General features: G+C 70.3%; 2 protein-coding genes. Both read right to left on the reverse strand.

The features are described 5' to 3' along the window. Positions 1–9,304, reverse strand: a 9,304-nt coding sequence (locus LZ199_RS14070) for a non-ribosomal peptide synthetase (RefSeq protein WP_253994200.1), incomplete at its 3' end; no start/stop codon positions are given. After that, positions 9,301–20,715 carry a type I polyketide synthase gene (locus LZ199_RS14075; protein ID WP_253994201.1) on the reverse strand — a complete coding sequence of 3,805 codons (11,415 nt, stop codon included), beginning with the start codon at positions 20,713–20,715 and terminating at the stop codon, positions 9,301–9,303. The genes LZ199_RS14070 and LZ199_RS14075, both read right to left, overlap by 4 nt.

Here is a 20,715-nt window from a genome sequence, read left to right on the forward strand (position 1 = left end):
GGTGGTGCGCCAGTTGGTTCGCCCGCTCGTTGAGCTGCGCGTACGTCAGCGACTCCTCGCCGCACTCCACCGCCACCGCGCCCGGCGTCTTCTCCACCTGGGCTTCGAAGTGGGCCGCAAGCGTCTCGTCCCTGCGCGCGCCTCTCTTCTCTCGCCCACTCCACTCGCGTACCAGTCGCCGCTGCTCCTCCTCACCCGCCAGCGGCACCTGCCACACCTTCTTCTCCAACCCCTCCACCGCCCCCTCCAACACCCCCCTCACGTGCTCCACCAACCGCTGCGCCGTCCCCTCCTCGTACAAGTCGCTGTTGTAGTTCAGCGACACCCCCACCCCCTCCGCGTCCTCCCCCACCAACAACGAGAAGTCGAACTTCGACGTCTTCGTGTCCGCCTCCAGCCCCTTCAGCACCAACCCCTTCCCCAGCTTCACCTCCACCCCAGGCGTGTTCTGCAGCGTCAGCGACACCTGGAAGAGTGGACTGCGGCTCATGTCCCTCTGCGGCAGCAACTCCTCCACCAACTTCTCAAACGGCACGTCCTGGTGCGCGTACGCACCCAACGTCACCTCCCTCGCCCTCCCCACCAGCTCCCGGAAGCTCTCCTCCTCACGCACTCGCCCCCTCAGCACCAACGTATTCGCGAAGTACCCAATCAGCCCTTCCGTCTCCGCGTGCGTACGCCCCGCTATCGGAAACCCCACCACCACTTCTTCCTGCCCCGCGTACCTCGCCAGCACCACCTGGTACGCCGCCAGCAACACCATGAAGGGCGTCGCTCCCTCCCTCCGGCTTGCCTCCTCCACCTTCCTCCACAGCTCCATCGGCCACCGCCTCTCCAGCATGGCCCCCCGGAAGCTCTGCACCGCCGGCCTTGGCTTGTCCGTCACCAACTCCAGCGCTCTCGGCGCTCCCTCCAACTGCTTGCGCCAGTACTCCACCTGCTGCTCCAGCACCTCGCCCTGCAACCACCCTCGCTGCCACTCCGCGTAGTCCGCGTACTGCACTGGCAACTCGCCTAGCGGTGACGGCTTGCCTTCCGCGTACGCCTCGTAGAGCGCCGCCACTTCCCTCACCAACACCGCCGTCGACCACCCGTCCGACACGATGTGGTGCAGCACCACCACCAACACGTGCGACTCCGCTGACAGCCTCACCAACGTCACTCGCAGCAGCGGCCCCACCGTCAGGTCGAACGGAAGCAACACCGCCTGTTCCACATGACGACGCGCCTCGGCCTCGCGACGCTCCTCGGGAAGCCCTTCCAGATCGACGTCGTGCAACACCACCGGTGACTCCGGCGAGACGAACTGCACGGCGACGCCGTTCACACTTCGAAACGTGGTGCGCAGCGCTTCGTGACGTCGAACGAGTTCCTGGAACGTCCTGGCCAACGCATCCCTGTTCAGCGGCCCCGTCATCCGCACCGCGCCGGGTACGTTGTACGAAGCGCTCAACGGTTCGAGCTGGTCCAGGAACCACAGGCGCTGCTGCGCGAAGGACAACCTCGGCGGCCGAGTCTTGTCTTCCCTCGGAACCAACGGCGGCACCACCTGCAAAGCACCCGCTCGACTCAGTCGCTCCACCCGACTCGCGAGCTCCGCCACGGTGGGCGCCTCGAACAGCTCGCGCAGCGGCAGCTCGATTCCGAACGCGCTCCGCACCCGGGAGATGGCCCTCGTGGCCAGCAGCGAATGGCCTCCCAGCTCGAAGAAGTGGCCGTGCAGCCCCACCCTTTCGAGCCCGAGCACCTCCGCGAAGAGCCCCGCCAGCAAGCCCTCCGTCGCGGTGCGCGGAGCCACATAGGCACCCACTCCCTCGGGCCCCACTTCCGCCATGGGCAGCGCCTTGCGGTTCACCTTGCCACTCGGTGTCAGCGGCAGCGCGTCCAGTGTCACGAACACGGACGGGACCATGTACTCGGGCAAGCGCGCCGCGAGATGCGCGCGCAGGGCCTCCCGCTTCGCCCCCTCCGACTCCGAGAGGACGACGTACCCCACCAGCCTCCGGTCCCCGGGAACGTCCTCACGCACCACCACGGCCGCATCGCGAACACCGGGCGCGGCACGCAGCGCTGCTTCCACTTCGCCCAGCTCGATGCGGAAGCCTCGCAGCTTCACCTGACCATCCAGGCGCCCCACGAACTCCACCGTACCCTCCGCCGTCCACCGGGCCAGGTCCCCCGTGCGGTACAGCCGAGCTCCAGCCACCTCGCTGAACGGATGCGGAACGAACTTCTCCGCCGTCAGCTCCGGCCGACCCACGTACCCGTGCGCCAGGTGCGCGCCACCGATGAACAGCTCTCCCGAAATCCCCACGGGACAAGGCTTCCCCCACGCATCCAACACGTAGAGCTGACAGTGCGGCAGCGGCGCGCCGATGGACGGAAGCCGCGGCCACGATGACGGCGCTCCCGACAGCCGGTGCGCGGAGACGACATGCGTCTCCGAGGGTCCGTATTGATTCTCCAGCACGCACCCGGGGAGCCGCTCGAAGAACGCGACCAGCGAGGGCGTCACCTGGAGCTGCTCACCCGCGGTCACCACTTCGCGCAGCGCCCTGGGTACCGTCGCGCCCTGGACCGCGACTTCCGCCAGCGCCTGAAGCGCCACGAACGGCAGGAAGAGCCGCTCCACCGCGTGCCTGTCCAGGAACGTCAGAAGCGCCGACAAATCCTGACGCACGTCCTCCGAGGGCAACACCAACGTGCCGCCAGCCCACCAGGTGGAGAACAGCTCCTGGAAGGACACATCGAAGCTAAGTGCCGCGAACTGCAGCGTCGTCGCGGACGGATTGACGGACCGCTCGAGCTGCCACGCCAGGAGGTGTGACAGCGCCCGGTGCGACAGCGCCACGCCCTTGGGCCGCCCCGTGCTGCCCGAGGTGTAGATGAGGTAACACGCCGACTCCGGCGGCACCTCCCGAGCCAGCGCCACGGTCGGCTGACGCGCCAGGGCCTCTGCCTCCACGTCCATGAACACGCGGCGTGCACACGAGTCCACCGGCAACACCGCGCCCAGCCGCGAATGACTCAGCACCACGGCGGCGCCCGAGTCCTCCAGCATGAACGCCAGTCGCTCCGCCGGATAGCGCGGATCCAACGGCACATACGTGGCCCCCGCCTTGAGCGTGCCCAGCACGGCGACAGCCAGGTCCAGGCTCTTGTCCAGACACAAGCCCACCTTGCTCCCGACGGAAACTCCCAGCGACTCCAGGTGGCGCGCGAGCTGATTGGCCCGGGCCTCCAGCTCCGCATAGGTCAGCGTCCGCGTCCCATCGCTGACGGCGATGGCATCGGGCACCCGGGCCGCCTGGGCCTCCACCGGGCGGAACACCGCCACGGGCACGTGAGCCGCGCGCGCCGGGGGATTCCACCCGGCGAGCACCTGTCGTCGCTCTTCCACGTCAAGCAACGTCAGCTCCGACAACGGCTGCTCCACCTTCTCACGCAGCTCGCGCAGCACCTGACGCAGGTGCGCCAGCATGCGTCGCACCACCGTCGCGTCGAAGCGTCGGGCGTCGTAGGTCAACCGGAGCAACAGCTCGTGTCCGGGCAGCGCCATCAAGGTCAGCGGGTGATGGTCCACCTCCATCGAGGTGGGGTTGCGGACCACCAGCTCATCCGACGGCGTGGAGAGCCCCGCCTCCATCGGATAGTTCTCGTAGATGACGAGGCTCTCGAACAGCGGCTCACTCGAAGGCACCTCGCTCCAGCGGCGCACCTCCACCAGCGGCGAGGACTCGTACTGACGCGCCTCCTGCAACCACGCCTGCAGCGCCTTCAGCCACGGCCCCACGGCCCGCGAGGCGGGCAGCTTCACTCGCACGGGGATGGCGTTGATGAACATGCCCACCATGGTCTCGATGCCGGAGAGCTCGGGTGGCCTTCCGGAGACCGTCAGCCCGAAGACCACGTCATCGCCGCCGCTGTAGCGCCCCAACAGCACCGCCCAGGCCCCCTGGAGCAGCGTGCCCGGCGTGAGCCCCTGCTGTCGGGCGAAGGCGACGAGCGCCGACGTCTCCTCCGCTCCGAGCCGCAGCTCCTGGTCCCCGCGCTCCCCCTGCCCCCGAGGCACACCGCCCACGTTCAACCGCGTGGGCTCCGAGAAGCCCGCGAGCGCCTTGCGCCAGAAGTCCCTCGCGGGGCCCTGCTCCTGCTGCTCCAGCCACGCGATGAAGTCCCGGTAGGGACGGACGTCACCTCGCGGCGGCGTCACTCCACGACGCAGCGCCTCGTAGCGGGTGAACACATCCCGCGTCACCAGCTGCGTGGACCAGCCATCCAACAACAGGTGCGTGACGCTGAACACCACGCGCCACACCCGCTCGCCCGTGCGCAGCAGCGTCAACCGGAACAGCGGCGCGACAGAGAGTTCCAGACCTCGTCGTCGGTCCGCCACGAAGAAGGCGGAGACCCGCGCCTCCAGCTCCTCCCGTGGCACCGCGCGCCAGTCCTCCACGGAGACGGTGGGCTCCACGTCGCGCATCACCGCCTGCAGCGGCGCATCCAGCCCCTCCCAGAAGAACGCCGTGCGGAGGATGGTGAAGCGCTGGGTCGCCTGCCGCCAGGCCTCCGTCAGCGCCTTCACGTCGAGCGCGCCATCCAGCTCGAAGGCGATCTGGTTGAAGTAGGGCTGGGTCTCCTCGTCCTGGAGATGATGGAACAAGATGCCCTGCTGCAACGGCGACAGGGGATACAGGTCCTCCACGTCGCGCAGGCGTCGACCCTTCGCGGCCATCCGGTCCGCGAGTCCCTCCAGCGCGCCCTGCCCCAGCTTCGCCAGGGGAAAGTCCGACGGCGACAGCCCACGTGGATCCTCGGACGTCCCATGCGCGATGAGCTCACGCAGGGCCGCTCGCAGCGCGTGGGCCAGCTTCTCCACCGTCCCTGTCCGATGAACCCCCGAGCCATGGGTGAACATCAGCCGCATCCGTCCACCACTGACGGCGCAGTCCACGTCGAGCAGGTGCGCGCGCAGGCCTTCCGGTGCACGCGTGGGCCCCACCGAGCCCTCCGACAAGCGCAGCGGCGCCGTGGCGGGCAGCACGTTGTCGAACTGTCCCAGGTAGTTGAACCCCACCTCCGGCGCGGGCAGGGCGCGCAGTCGCTCTCGCAGCTCGCGGTCCGGCGACAGGTAGCGCAGCACGCCGAAGCCCACGCCCTTGGACGGCGTGCGCCGCATCGCCTCCTTCGCCGCGCGCACCCAGGCGCCGGGCCCTTCGCCCATCGACTCCACCAGCACCGGGTACATGCTGGTGAACCACCCCACCGTGCGCGAGAGGTCCACCTCTCCGAAGAGGTTCTCGCGCCCGTGCCCTTCCATCTCCACCCGCACGCACGACGTCCCCGTCCACTGGCGCAGCACGTGCGCGAGCGCGGCCAGCAACAGCTCGTCCGGCTTCGCGCGGAGCGCCTTCGCCACGTCCTGGAGCAACACCTGCGTCTCCGCGGGCTCCAGCGACACCTCGACCAGCCGCGCCGCGCCCTCCGTGTTGGCGGAGCCTCCGTCCACCTCGCGCGGCAGCGAGCCCACTCGAGTCCAGGGGAGCCCGAGCCAGAACGTCGCTTCCTCCCGCGCTGACGGCGTGCGCGCATGCTCCACCAGTCGCGAGGCCCAGGACTGATAGGACAGCGTCTTGGCGGGCAGTCGCACCGGCTCGTCCGCGCGAAGCCACTGGTAGCTCGACAGCAGGTCCTCCAGCAGCACCCGCCACGACACCGCATCCACGGCCAGATGGTGGATGACGAGCAACAACTCCTGCGGCGCCTCCGGTCCCAGCTCGAAGAGCACCGCTCGCGCGACGTCTCCCGTGGAGAGACTCAAGCGCTCCTGGACCCGCGCCGAGTGCGCCTCCACCTCGGCGGCCCTCGCCTCCGGTGCCCACCGCGAGAGGTCCACCGTCTCCAATGGCAGGGCTCCTTCCAGGCCCGCCATTTCCTGATGCCAGCCGCCCTGGCCGTCCCTCGTGAAGCGCAGGCGCAGGGCATCGTGGTGCTCACGCACGAGTTGGAGGGCGCGGTCCAGATGTTCGGCCACCATCCGCTCGCGCAGCGTGAAGCGCAGGGCTTGATTGAAGTGGTGCGCCCCTGACAGCTCGCGCTCGAAGAACCAGCGCTGGATGGGCGTCAGCTCCACCGGCCCTGTCACGGGCCCCTGGGTGATGACCTCCCGGGGCGCCTCGGAGACCACCGCCGCCAGTCGCGCCACCGTCGGGTGGTCGAAGAGCTGCTTCGCGCTCAGGTGCAGCCCCGCCTGTGCGGCGCGCGAGATGACCTGGATGCCGAGGATGGAGTCGCCTCCCAGCTCGAAGAAGTCATCGTGCACGCTCACCTGGGGACGTCCCAGCACCTGGGCCCAGATGGTCGCGAGCGCGGTCTCCTTCTCGTCGCGCGGAGCGACTTCGGCGGTCCGCTCCACCACCGACAGCTCCGGCGCCGGCAGGGCCCTGCGCTCCACCTTGCCGTTGTCGGACAGCGGGAAGGCATCCAGCACGACGAAGGCGGCGGGCACCATGTACTCGGGCAGCCGCTCCTCCAGGAACACTCTCAGCGCGGCGGACTCCGGACGCTGGGCGCCGGAGGGCACCACGTAGGCCACGAGCCTCGCGCCCGAGGGCCCGTCCTCACGCACCACCGCCACCGCATCTCCTACCGAGGGATGCGTTCGCAGGACGGACTCGACCTCGCCCAGCTCGATGCGATAGCCGCGCACCTTCACCTGGAAGTCCGCGCGGCCCAGGTACTCCAGCCGTCCGTCGGCGCGCCAGCGCACCCGGTCTCCCGTGCGATACAGCCGGGCCCCCGCCTCCGCGCCGAAGGCATCCGGGATGAAGCGCTCCGCCGTCAGCTCCGGCCTCCGCCAGTAGCCCCGCGCGACGCCCGCGCCACCGATGAACAGCTCGCCCACCGTCCCCACCGCCACGGGGCGCAGGCTCGCATCCAGGACATACAGGCGCGTGTTCGCGATGGGCCGACCGATGGCCACCGGGCCACTCACCGGGTCCGCCGCGCTCACCGTGTACACGCAGCACCCCACCACCGTCTCCGTGGGGCCGTACTCGTTGATGAGGCGCGTGTCGGGCGCGTGCTTTCGCCAGAAGGCGATGCCCTCGGCCGTCAGCGCCTCGCCTCCAATCACGAAGGCTCGCGCGCGGCCCGCGGCCTCCTCGGGACGAAGCTGCGCGGCCAGCATGCGCAGGTGCGTGGGCGTCAGCTTCACCAGACTGAAATGGCTGCCCGCGCGCAGGGTCTCACCCAGGCCCTCGATGCCCGCGTCTTCCGGGACCAGCACCACCGGCCGCCCCGCCACCAGGGGCGCCACCAGACTCGTCACCGTCAAATCAAACGACAGCGGCGAGTGCACCGGCGAACCGCTGCCCTCCGCGAGCCCATACGCCCGCAGCGCCCAGGTCAGGTAGTTCACCACGCCCCGGTGCTCGACCATCACACCCTTGGGGCGTCCCGTGCTCCCGGAGGTGTAGATGAGATACGCGAGGTCTTCCGCTCCGGCCAGAGGCTCTGGCGGCGTCACGGGCTCGCGGCCCGCGGTGTGCGCCCACTCCGTGTCCAGACAGAGGAGGAACTGGGAGGTCACCGGCAGCGCATCCACGAGCGCATCCTCGGTGAGGACGACGGGCACACCGGTGTCTTCCAGGAGGAAGGACACGCGGGTCGACGGCCAGGCGGGGTCGATGGGCACATAGGCGCCCCCGGCCTTCAGGACGGCCCACAGGGCCACCACCATGTCCGGCGAGCGACGGAAGCACAGGCCCACCAGCGTGCCACGTCGGACGCCCAGGCTCCTCAGGTGGTGTGTCAGCTGGTTCGCCCGCGCGTCCAGCTCGCGGAAGCTGAAGCGCGCTTCACCCATCGACACGGCCAGCGCCTCCGGGGTGCGCGCCACCGCCTCCTCGAAGAGGCCATGCACGGTGGCGTGCTCCGGGAAGTCCGCGCGCGTGTCGTTCCAGGTCACCAGGAGCTGGTGACGCTCGGCTTCAGACAGCAGGGACAGGTCTCCCAGTCGCCCGTCGGGCCGCGCGGCGATGGCCTCCAGCACGAGGGCCATCCGCTCCAGTCGCGCATCCGCGAACGCCTGCGTGAAGCGCGTCTGGTCATAACGCAGGAGCAACGGGAGCCGCGCCCCCGGCGTGGAAATCACCGTGAGGCCGAAGTGGTCCGCCTCCCGAGCCCGAACGTCGCGCACCTCCAGCGCGCGTGAAGCGGAGGTGAGCGCCGCATCCAGCGGGTAGTTCTCGAAGACGACGAGCGTGTCGAAGAGCGCGGTGCCCGCGGGGACGTCGCTCCAGCGCTGGACCTTCACCAGGGGCGCATGCTCGTGCTGGCGCGCCTCCACCTGCATGTCCTGGAGGCGGCGCAGCCACGTGGACCACGCCAGGTCCTGGGACCAGCGCACCCGCACCGGCTGGGTGTTGATGAACAACCCGACCATGTCCTCCACGCCCGCCAGGTCCGGGGGACGACCAGAGACCGTCGTGCCGAAGACGACGTCCTCGGAGCCGGAGAGCTGCCCCAGCACCAGCGCCCACGCGCCCTGCACCAGGGTGCTCAGCGTGAGGCCGTGCCGACGCGCGAAGGTGTTGAGCGCCGCGGTGGTGGACTCCGACAGGTGGCGGGTGCGCGTGATTCGCCCCGTGCCCTCTCCCGGCCCCTCGCCCGTCGGCGTGGGCTCGTGCACTCCCGCGAGCTCGCGGCGCCAGAAGTCCTCCGAGTCCTTCAGGTCGTGCTCGGCCAGCCAGCCCAGGTAGTCACTGAACGGACGCGGAGAAACGAGCCTGGGAGAACGGCCCGCGAGCGAGCCTTCGTACAGCGTGAAGAAGTCGCGCACCACCAGCGGCACGGACCAGCCATCCAGCACCAGGTGCGAGTGACTGAAGACGAAGCGGTACACGTCCTCCGCGCTTCGCAGCAGCGTCAGGCGGATCAACGGCGCGCGCGACAGGTCGAACCCCTCGCGACGCTCCTGCTCCAGGAAGGTCGTCAGTCGGGACTCGAAGGCGTCAGCGGACAAGTCCCTCCAGTCTTCGGCGCGCACGGGCAGCTCCACCTCGCGCAGCACCACCTGCACCGGCTCATCCACGTCATCCCAGACAAGCGCCGTGCGCAGCGCGGGGTGCGCCGCCACCACGCCCCGCCAGGCCTGGATGAAGACTTCCACGTCCAGCCGTCCGCGCAGCTCGCAGACGAGCTGGTTGAAGTAGAGCCCCTGGCCGGGCTCGGAGATGGCGTGGAAGAGCATGCCGCCCTGCAGGGGCGACAGCGGGTACAGGTCCTCGATGTTGTCGCTCATCGCGTCTTCTTTCCGAACCGCGCCGCCAGCTTGTCGAGCTGCGACTGCTTCACCTTCGCGAGCGGGAAGTCCGACGGGGAATGTCCCCCCGCGTCGGGCGCACGCGAGGCCGCCACCAGCGCCACCAGTCGCGCCACGAAGTCCTCCGCCACGGCCACCACCGTCTCTCGCCGGTGGACCGCTTCGCTGAAGGTCCACGTCACCTCCAGCCGGCCCTCGCGCACCACGCTCGTCACATCCAGCAGGTACGGCCGCCGCGAACTCGCCGCACGCTGCCGCAGCCCGTCACTCTCCGGGGCCAGCGCGAAGGGACCTCCCGTCCCGACGATGCCGTCCACCTGCCCCAGGTGATTGAAGCCAATCTCCGCCGAGGGGAGCGCCGCCAACCCAGCGTCCTTCGCCACGTAGCGCAGCAGCCCCCAGCTCATGCCTTGCGACGGCACCGCGCGCAGCGACTCCTTCACGACGCGCAGGGCCTCACCAGGGCCGGTTGCGTCGCGCAGGTCCAACAGCGCCGGGAAGACCCGCGTGAACCACCCCACCGTGCGGGAGACATCCGCGCCGGGCAGCACCTCTTCACGGCCGTGGCCCTCTACGTCCACCAGGGCCACGCTCCGTCCCGTCCAGGTCGTCAGGGCCTGCGCCAGCGCGGTGAGCAAGGGGTCCTGCGCCTGCGTGTGCCAGGCCTTCGGCACATCGTGCATCAGCGCCTTCGTCTGCTCGGCGTCCAGCGACACCTTCACCGTGCTCGCGGTGGCCTCGGTGTTGAGTCCCTCCGGGAAGTCCCTCGGCAGTCGAGCGGCTTCGGCCCAGGGCCGCTCCAGCCACCACGCGCGCTCCGAGACGAGCTTCTCCGAGCGGGCCAGCGCCTCCAGGCCCCGTGCCCACACCTGGAAGGAGGTCGTCTTCGGGGGCAGCCGCACCTCGCCTCCCTCAGCGAGGCTCGCGTACGCCGTCGCCAGGTCCTCCAGGAGGATTCGCCAGGACACGGCATCCACCGCGAGGTGGTGGACCGCCAGCATCAGCCGCGTGGACCGCCCAGGCCCTCGTTCCAGCAGCGCGCCGCGGACGAGCGACGACTCCAGGCTCAGCGACTGCTGAAGCTCCAGGGCGCACCGCTCCAGCGCGGGCCCCATCGCTTCCGGTGACATGGTCGACAGGTCCACGCGCGCCACTTCCACCGGCGCGCCCGGAGCCACGGACGTCTGATGCCAGCCGTCCTCCTTCCTGGCGAAGCGCAGCCTCAGGGCATCGTGGTGCTCCACGACTTGCGCCAGCGCGCGCTCCAGCAGCGAAGCGTCGAGCCCCGTCCGCGCCTCGAACATCAGCGACATGTTCCAGTGGTGCGGCTCCTCCAGCCCCAGCTCGAAGAACCAGTGCTGGATGGGCGTGAGCGCCACCGGGCCCACCACGGGCCCCTGCTCGGCCTGCACCGTGAGCCGTGTCCCCGCCACCGTCGCGAGTCTCGCCACGGTGGGGTTCTGGAAGAGCTGCTTCGGAGACAGCTCGATGCCGGCCGCTCGTGCGCGGGTGACAATCTGCAAGCCGAGGATGGAGTCGCCTCCCAGCTCGAAGAAGTCGTCGTGGATGCCCACGCGCTCCACGTTGAGCACCTGGCGCCACAGCTCCACGAGCCGCTCCTCCACTTGCGTGCGAGGCGCCATCGCCTCCGCGCTCGAGGACTTTGACGACTGGACCTCCGGTGCTGGCAGCGCGCGGGCGTCCACCTTGCCGTGACGCGTGCGCGGCAGCGCGTCCAGCGTGACGAAGGCGGACGGCACCATGTAGGGCGGAAGCCGGGAGAGCAGCCATGACTTCAGCGCCCCCGCGGTCAGCGCCTCGACTTCACCTGGCCGCTGCGCCACCACGTACGCGACGAGCCGCCTGGGTCCGCTCCCCTCCGCCCTCGCCACCACCGTCGCCTCCCGTACCTCTGGGTTCGCGAGCAGCGCGGCCTCTACTTCGCCCGGCTCGATGCGGAAGCCTCGCACCTTGACCTGCGCATCCGCGCGGCCCAGGAACTCCAGCGTCCCATCACGGCGCCAGCGGGCCACGTCTCCTGTCCGGTACATGCGAGCACCCGGTCGCGAGTCGAACGGGTCCGCCACGAAGCGCTCGGCGGTGAGGGCGGGCTGGCCCAGGTACCCTCGCGCCACGCCAGGCCCCCCCACGTGGATTTCACCCGGCGCGCCAGGCAGCGCGAGTCCGCCTCGGCCATCCAGCAGGTACACCCGAGCACCCGGCACGGCCCGACCGATGGGCACATGGTCCTGCTCGTCCCTCCGGACCCGGTGCACCGTGCTCCAAATGGTCGCCTCCGTGGGGCCGTACTCGTTGAACAACGGCACCTCGGGCAGGGCCTCATGATGCGCGCGCGCCAGCTCCAGCGTGCAGGCCTCTCCGCCCACGCTCACCGCGCGCAAGCCGACCAGTCCTCCCGCGGGCGCCGCCGCGAGCACCTGGGCATAGAGCGCGGGCACGGAGATGAGGTGCGTCACCCGGGCCCTGGCCACCAGCTCCGCCAGCTTCCTCGGGTCCTCTCGGTCCTCCACGTCCGGGTAGCGCAGCGTGCCCCCGTCGAAGAGTGACCAGAGCAGCCCCGCCAGCGAGGCATCGAAGGTGAACGGCGCCAGGGACAGCACGACTCCCGGAGCGCCATAGACGGCTCGCCGCGCACGCGTCGCGGAGATGAGCTGACGGTGTTCCAGCACCACGCCCCGGGGTCTTCCAGTGGAGCCGGAGGTGTAGACGATGCACGCGGCATGGTGCGGCTCGGGCTCCGCGCCTGGCGCCTCCACGCTCGCCGGGAGCGCCTCCAGCGTCACCCGCTTCAGGCCCTCACGCGAGGGGACCCGTGCCGCCCAGGCGCCGGACGTCACGACAGCGAGCGCCTTCGTGTCCTCCAGGATTCCGGCCAGTCGCTCGGTGGGGTGCTCCAGGTCGAGCACCACCACGGCCGCTCCCGAGCGCAGGATGCCGAGCAGTCCCGCCACCACCTCGGCGGGCTGCGCGAGCGCGAGCGCGACGATGCTCCCCGGGCCTGCTCCCACGGCCTTCAGCGCCCCCGCGAGTCGCGCGGACAGCACGTCGAGTTCGCGGTAGGTGAGCTGGCGCGTGCCATCGTCCACCGCGACGACTTCGGGGGATGAGACAGCGCGCGCCGCGAAGCACGCGGTCACCGTCTCGCCCGCCGACGACGCAGGCGCGGGAGGAGAAGCCCACTCCACCAGGAGCTGATGGCGCTCGGCTTCGGACAGCAGGGACAGCTCCGACAGGCGTCGCTCGGGATGCGCGGCCAGTTGTTCCAGCAGTCGCAGCAGGTATCCCGAGAGGCGGGTGATGGTGTCCGCGTCGAAGAGGTCGGTGTTGTATTCGAGGCCACCGGACAAGCCTTCCTTCGACTCGACCAGCTCCAGCATGAGGTCCAGCTTCGTGGCCCCCGTGTGGACACCCTGGCTGCTCAAGCGCAGACCGGACATCGTCAGCTCGATGGGCGGGGTGTTGTGCAGCACCAGCATCGTCTGGAAGATGGGCGTGTGACTCAGGTCGCGAGCCACATGGAGCGCGTCCACCAGCTTCTCGAACGGCACCTCCTGATGCGCGAAGGCCCCCAGCGAGGCGCGGCGCACGCGGCCCATCAGCTCCGTGAACGTGGGGTCGCCGGACAGGTCGGCGCGCAGCACGATGGAGTTGATGAAGCAGCCGATGAGCGGCTCGATTTCAGGCCGATTGCGTCCCGCGACGGGAGTGCCCACCGCGAAGTCCCGCTGACCTGTATAGGCGTGGAGCAGCATCTGCCACGCGGTCATCAGCACCATGAACGGCGTGGAGCCCTCTCGCCGCCCCAGTGACACCAGCGCGTCGGTGACGGAGCGAGAGACCGAGATGGGCAGTCGCGCGCCCGGATACGTCTGCACGGGAGGCCGGGGGCGGTCCGTGGGCAGCCGGAGCACGGGGACTTCCGCCAGCACATCGCTCCACCAGGCCTGCTCGGCGGCCAGCTCCGGGCCTCGCATCCATTCGAGCTGCCAGGCCGCGTAGTCCGCGTACTGCACCGTGACGGGCGGAAGCGGAGACGGCTGGCCCGCGAGGAACGCGGCATAGAGGCTGGCCAGCTCGTGGAACATCACACCGGAGGACCAACCGTCCGACACGATGTGGTGCATGGCGATCAACAGCACATGCTCGTCCTCACGCACGCGCAGCAGCGAGGTGCGCAGCAACGGCCCCGTCTCCAGGTCGAAGTGCTTGCGCGCCTCTTCGCGAGCCCAACCCTCCACGCCCGGTGTGCCGGCCTCGTCCATCGTGGAGAGGAGGAGCGGCACCTGGAGCGACTCCGCGATGTGCTGCACCCCGCCCGTTTCGGACATGGAGAACCGGGTCCGGAGGACCTCGTGACGTCGCACCACCTCGTTGAGCGCGCGCTCCAGCGCGGCCACGTCGAGCGTGCCCTTCAGCGAGAGCATCACCGCGTTGTTGTTGGCCACATTCCCCGGCTCCAGCCGGTCCATGTACCAGAGCCGCTGCTGCGCGAAGGAGAGCGGCAGCGGACGCTCGCGGGAGACCCGTTGAATGGGCGGTGGGCCCTCGCGCCGAGCTGTCCCACCCGACTGAGTCACGGCACGCGGCGGCGTCGGACGATGCGTCGCCATGGGCAGCGGAGCCAGCAGTTCGAGCGAGCCATCCAGGCGGCGGCGCGCCCTGCGTCCCATCGCGAGTCGAGGCCCTGCGTCTCCCTCCGGAAGCAGTCGGAGCGCGGCGGCAGGTGGCGCATTCCAGAGCCTGCGTGGCGCCTGGCCTCCCGTCACCACCAGCTCCCCGACGACACCCACGGGCACGGAGCGGCCTCGTGCGTCCACCACGTCCCAAGACACGGCGTCCTTCGCTGAAGGCGAAGCCGCGCCGGACCGCAGCCACGCGCCCAGCCCGAGCATCGGCTCGCGGCGCGATATCCCGGCCGACAGCGTCCGCGACAGCGCCTCCGCGACCTCCGGCTTCGCCTCTTCCAGCAGGACGTGCTGAACCGGACGCAACGCCTCCGAAGCCTCGGGCAGCGAGGACAAGGCTCGCGCCAGCGTCGCGGTGAGGTGCAGATGCGTGGCCCCCGTCTGGCGCACCAGTGACAGCAGCGCCTCGGCGGCGCTCGGCCCTTCGTGGAGCGTCACGGTGGGCACAGGCGACGTCGACGGTGGCACGAAGCGTCCTCGCAACACGTCCAGTTGCTGGAGCGAGTCGAGGGTCGCCTCCACCTCCACGCCGAAGTCCACGAGGCAGGCCACCTCATCCACATCCAGGCGCTTCACGCGCTCCACCACCGGTCCACACGTGTCCGGTGTTCCGAAGAGACCACCGTCCTCCACGTAGCGCGTCAGCCCGTGTTCCAGCAGGGAGTCCATGTCCCCCGGCGTCAGCGAGCGGAAGTCCCCCTTGAGGCCCAGGCTGGCCACGAAGGCCTGGAGGATGTCCACCGAGCTGCGGAAGTACTCGAGCAGGGGCTTGCGCACGCGGCGGCGGACCTCCGCCTCGTCCTCGCCCATGAACGCGTGGAGCATGAGGCTCACGTGCCCACGTCCCGCGTGGCCATGCTGCCGCCAGGCTTCGCGATAGAGCGCCACCTTCGACGACAGGTCGTCCAGGTTCTGCCCCATCAGGTTCGTGAGGACATACGCCCCCATCTCGCCCGCCATGCGGAACGTGTCGGGGCTCCCCGCCGCCGTGAGCCAGAACGGGAGCTCCTTCTGCACGGGACGCGGCCGAAGGAACACCTCCACCTCGTCACCCGCGCCGTTGCGCCTGAGCACCGAGCCGCCACGCCACAGCGTGCGCACCTCCTCGATGCCCTTGAACATGACCTCCTTGCGCTTCGCATACCGGTCCGGCGCGAAGACGAAGTCGTTCGCATGCCAGCCGGAGGCGAACGACACGCCCACGCGGCCGTCGGACAGGTTGTCCAGCACCGCCCACTCCTCCGCGACGAGGATGGGGTCATGCAGCGGAAGCACCACGCTGCCCGCGCGAATCCCCAACCGCTCCGTCACCGTGGCCACGCCCGCGCCGACCACCGCCGGCCGGGGATACAGCCCGCCGAACGCATGGAAGTGCCGCTCCGGCGTCCACACCGCGGAAAAGCCTCGCGAGTCCGCGAACTTCGCCGCCTCCAGCAGCAAGCGGTACTTCTTCCCGCCCAGGGAGTCCTCGTCGTTGGCGAAGAAGGACAGGCTGAAGTCAGGTCCGGGGCGTCCCCCCGCGACACTCGACGTCGTCAACACGAGCCGGGCACGCTCCGAGGGCAGCACCACGCGAAGCCCCCGCGTCAGCGCCCACAGCAGCTCCAGTCCCGTGCCCTGCGCCCCCGCGTCCTCCGCGGAGAGCCACGTCCCCGCCGTCACCTCGCCCGCCGCGTCGAGTCGCTGGAACAGCGCGTCCACCGTGCGCGCCGTATGCACGGCACGCAGTCGCGTGCCCGTGGGTCCTGCCAGCGACTCCAGACAGACCATCGTCTCCGGCGAGAACGCCGTCCCACGTCGCGCGGTGGATTCTCCCGCCACGAGTCCGCCTTCCGAATCCACCCACGTCGAGAGCCCCGGAACGTGGATGACGCGAGCCGGGTCCAACGGCACGCTCGTGTGCAGGCGCGCGTGCGTCAGCAGCAAAGGCGGTGCCCCTCCCTCGGGTGCGAGGGTGGCCAGCTCCCGGAGCTGGGGCACGGAGAGCAACACGTAGGCACCACCCGCCTCCAGGACCGCCCAGAGCGCCATGACGCGTTCGACGGATGGCTCCAGGCACACTGCGACGAGCACGTCGGGTCCCACGCCCCTCGTGCGCAGCTCGGACGCGAAGCGAGTCGCCTCCGCGCGCAGCCTCCGCCACGTGACGTCCTGCTGCCCCTCCATCGACAGCGCCACCGCCTCCGGCGTCCGCGAAGCGCGAAGCTCCAGCAGCGTGGAGACCGTGCGCGGCGGTGAAGACGAAGCCTCGGAGGAAGAAGAAAGGAGGGCCTTGGGCCCGTCGGCCTCCAGACGCAGTCCGGAGAGCGGCTGCTCGGGGTCCGCGAGGGCCGACGTGAGCAGCGACGTCCAGTGCGACAGCAGTCGGTCGATGGTCTCCGGCGCGAAGCGCTCCACCGCGTAGTCGAGCGTGCCCGCGAAGCCCCCGGCGTCCTCGCCCATCGACACGGACAGGGGCGACAGCACCGCGCCGAAGCGAGGCGGGCCCTCCTCCACTTCCACCAACTGCATCCGCAGCCCCGGCGCCTCCAGGGTCGCATCGAAGCGGGGGTGCAGCACGAAGAGCGCATCGAACACGCGCTCGCGGCCCGGGGAGCGCGTGGGCTCCACCTCCCGGATGAGGTGCTCGTAGGGCACGTCCGGCTGCGAGTACGCGTCCAGCGTCACATCCCGCACGCGACCGAGCAGCTCGCGGAACGTGGGGTCTCCGGACAGGTCCGTGCGCAGGGGCACCGCGTGCGCGACGTAGCCGATCAACGGCTCCAGCTCCGGACGGGTCCTGTTGCCAATGGGCGTCCCCACCACGATGTCGTCGCGTCCCGCCCAGCGCGCGAGCAGCGCCTGCCAGGAAGCGAGCAGCACCATGAAGGGAGTGATTCCCTCGCGTCGCGCCAGGGCATGGACCGCGCTCGTCAGCGACTCCGAGAAGCCGACAGCGCGCCGGACTCCGCTCAACGCGGGCCCCTCGCCAGGAGGCAGGTCCACGGGCAGGTCCAGCCGCCCGGGGAGACCGGCCAACCGCTCGCGCCAGGCCGTCGCTTGCGCGGCGAAGGCCCCCGACTCCAGGGCCTTCCGCTGCCAGGCCGCGTAGTCGATGTACTGAATCGCCAGCTCCGGCAGGGGTGAAGCCTCGCCGCGCGTGAAGGCGCCGTAGAGCGTCCCCAGCTCACTGCTGAACACCACCAGCGACCACGTGTCACAGACGACATGGTGGACCGAGATGACGAGCAGATGCTCCCGCTCCTCCAGCTTCAACAGCCGGGCTCGCACCACCGGCCCGTGCGTGAGGTCGAACGGATGGGACATCTCCGCGAAGACCCGCTGGCGCCACTCCACCTCGCGCGCCTCCGCCGCCATCCCCGCGAGGGAGTCGATGACCAGGGGGACTCGCACCTCGGAGGAGACGCGCTGCACCCTGTGCCCATCCACGTGGGGATACGTCGTGCGCAGGGCCTCGTGACGCCGAACCACTTCCTCCAGGCTCCGCCGCAACACCGCGACGTCGAGCTGGCCCGACAGCCGCAGGGCCACCGACATGTTCAGCGCGGGGTTGCCCGGGAGCGCATCCTCCAGCGCGCAGACGCGCTCCTGCACCACCGACAGGGGCAACACGCCCTCGCGAGCAATGCGCACCAGGGGCGGCAGCGCCCCCTCCTTCGACCCCAGTCCCTCGGCGCCCAGTCGCGCCTGGATTCGCGCCGACACGCCCGCCACGGTGGGCGCCTCGAACAAGTCGCTCAGCGGGAGCTGAACCGGGAAGGCCTCGCGCAGGCGCGTGAGCATCTGCGCCGCCATCAGCGAGTTGCCACCCAGCTCCAGGAAGTCATCGTGGATGCCGAAGTCCGAACGCCCCAGTCGCTCGCGCCAGATGGCGAGCACGCCTCGCTCCACCTCCGTTCGCGGCCCCGCCTTGTTCGCGGGGACTTCCACGGCCACGGGTGGCTGCGCGAGGACAGCCTCAGATGCGGAAGCCACGCCGGGAGACACCGAGGAGACAGGCGTCGTCACGAGCACCGCGGGCGAGTCCAATGCGAAGCGCCGACGCTGGAACGGATACGTGGGCAGCGACACCCTGCGACGTCGCTCGGTCGCGTAGACGCGCGTCCAGTCAGGCTCCAGCCCTGACTCCCAGAGCGCGCCCAGCGCCTCCATGAGGACGCCATGCTCACTGACCTTCGAGCCGGCCCGAGGCAGTGAGGCCACCGCGCGCCCCGCGTGTCCACGCAGTCCCAGCCGAGCCAGCGCCGTCAGCGCCTGGTCCGGTCCCACCTCCAGGAAGAGCGTGAAGCCACTCTCCTTCAGTGTCTCCAGTCCATCCCCGAAGCGCACCGGGGCCCGCATCTGCCGCGCCCAGTAGGCAGGGTCCGTGGCCTCCTCCGGACGAATCCAGGTGCCCGTGACACTGGAGACGTACGGCACCCGGGGCTCGGCGAGCCGCAGGCCCGCCACCACGCTCGACAGCTCGTCCTTCAGCGGCTCCACGGCCTCCGAATGGAAGGCGTGTCCGGCGGGCAGTCGCAGCACGCCCACGCCTCTGGCCACCAGCTCCCGCTCCAGGGCTTCGACTTCCGCCGTGGGCCCCGACACCACACACCGCTCGGGCCCGTTCACCGCCGCCAGGGCCAGCGCTCCGGTCAGCAGCGGGCGCACCCCCTCTTCCGCGCAGCCCACCGCCGTCATGCTTCCCGGGGGCAGCCGCGACATCAGCCGTCCGCGCGCCACCACCAACGTCAGCGCATCCTCCAACGGCAGGACGCCCGCGATACACGCCGCCGTGTACTCACCGAAGCTGTGTCCCAGCAGCGCTCCCGGCTGGATGCCCCACGACTCCCAGAGCTTCGCCAGCGCGTACTCCACACAGAACAGCGCGGGCAGCGCGTGACGGGGGTCACCCAGCGCCTCGCGCGCCGCGTTCTCCGCGCCCGGTCCGGGCAGCAGCACGTCACGCAGCACCTTCTCCAGCGCGGGCCCCAGCTCACGCAGACACGTGTCCACGGCCTTCCGGAAGCCAAGCTCCGCGCCGTACAGCTCGCGCCCCATCCCCAGCGACTGCGCGCCCTGGCCCGGAAACAGGAAGGCCACGCGCCGCTCTCGCGCGGCGGCCACATCCTCCAGCACGCGTCCATTGCTCGGCGTCCGCAGTCGCGCGAGCAGCTCCGCCCGGTCCCTGGCCACCACCGCGAGCCGATGCTCGAAGGCCCCTCGCCCCACGTTGCGCGTGAAGGCCACGTCCGCGAGCGACACGTCCTCCGAGGCCGACTCCAGCCACTCCGCCAATTCATGTGCGGACGTGGTGAGCGCCTGCGCCGAGCGCGCGGACAAGGTGACGAGCTGAGCCGGCCGTGCGCTCGAACCCGAGGCGTCATTGCGCGGCGCTTCCTCCAACACCGCATGGGCGTTGGTGCCACCGATGCCGAACGAGCTCACGCCCGCGCGCCGTGGCACCTCTCCCCGAGGCCAGGCGCGCTTCTCCGCGACGACGGAGAAGGGACTGCTCGCGAAGTCGATGGCCGGGTTGGGTGACGTGAAGTGGAGCGTGGGAGGAATCACCTCCTCGGAGAGCACCAGCGCCGCCTTGATGAGCCCCACGAGCCCGGCCGCGGTGTCGAGGTGACCCAGGTTCGTCTTCACCGAGCCCAGCCCACAGTAGCCCTTGCGGTCCGTGTCCCGCCGGAAGGCCCGCGTCAGCGCCGCCACTTCGATGGGGTCTCCCAGCGCCGTGCCAGTGCCGTGCGCCTCGACGTAGCCGATGTCGTCCGCCGTCAGGCCCGCATAGGCGAGCGCCTCGCCGACGACATCCGCCTGTCCCTCCACGCTGGGCGCCGTGTAGCCCACCTTCAGGCCACCATCGTTGTTCAGCGCGGAGCCTCGGATGACGGCGTAGACGTGGTCTCCGTCCCGCAGCGCGTCCGCCAGCGGCTTGAGCACCACCGCCGCGACGCCATTGCCCGGCACCGTGCCGGCCGCGCGCGCGTCGAAGGCACGGCAGTGTCCATCCGGAGAGAGGATCATCCCCTCCTGGAAGAGGTAGCCCGTGCGCTGCGGCAGCGAGACACGCACCGCGCCCGCCAGCGCGATGTCGGACTGGCGCAGCAGCAGGCTTTGACAGGCCATGTGGACCGCGACCAGGCCGGTGGAACATGCCGTGTAGACGGCGAGGCTCTCGCCCCTCAGCTTCAGCTTGAACGAGGCCTTGGTGGCCAGGTTCTCGCCGGACGTGCCCATCACCTCGTACAGCGAGGCTGGGTCCAACTGCCCCTGCCCCAACATGCCCAGCGTGTGCAGCGACGGAGCCGCGCCCGCGTACAGGGAGATCTTCCCCGAGTAGCGGGTCGGGTCATAGGCGGCGTCCTCGAGCGCGGCCCAGGCGCACTCCAGGAACACCCGCTGCTGCGGGTCCATCCACAACGCCTCGCGCGGAGGCACGTCGAAGAAGTCGGCGTCGAAGGTGTCCGCCCCCTCCAGCACTCCGGCCACGGGCACGAAGTCCGGGTGCTTGCGAAGTGCTTCGGGCACCAGTGGCGAGGACTCCAGCGACTCCAGTGGCAGGCGGGAGACCGACTCCACGCCGCCGAGGAGATTGCGCCAGAGTTCCCGCACCGTCGCCGCGCCGGGGAACCGCCCGGCCATGCCGATGATGGCGATGTCGTTGCCGCTACCGCTCGTCAAATCCTGGTCCGCCAT

This window comes from Myxococcus qinghaiensis (assembly GCF_024198215.1).
Taxonomy (GTDB): Bacteria; Myxococcota; Myxococcia; order Myxococcales; family Myxococcaceae; genus Myxococcus; species Myxococcus qinghaiensis.

Excerpts from the sequence above, each read along its gene's own strand:
- LZ199_RS14075 (WP_253994201.1), bottom strand. The coding sequence starts at position 20,715 with ATGGCGGACCAGGATTTGACGAGCGGTAGCGGCAACGACATCGCCATC.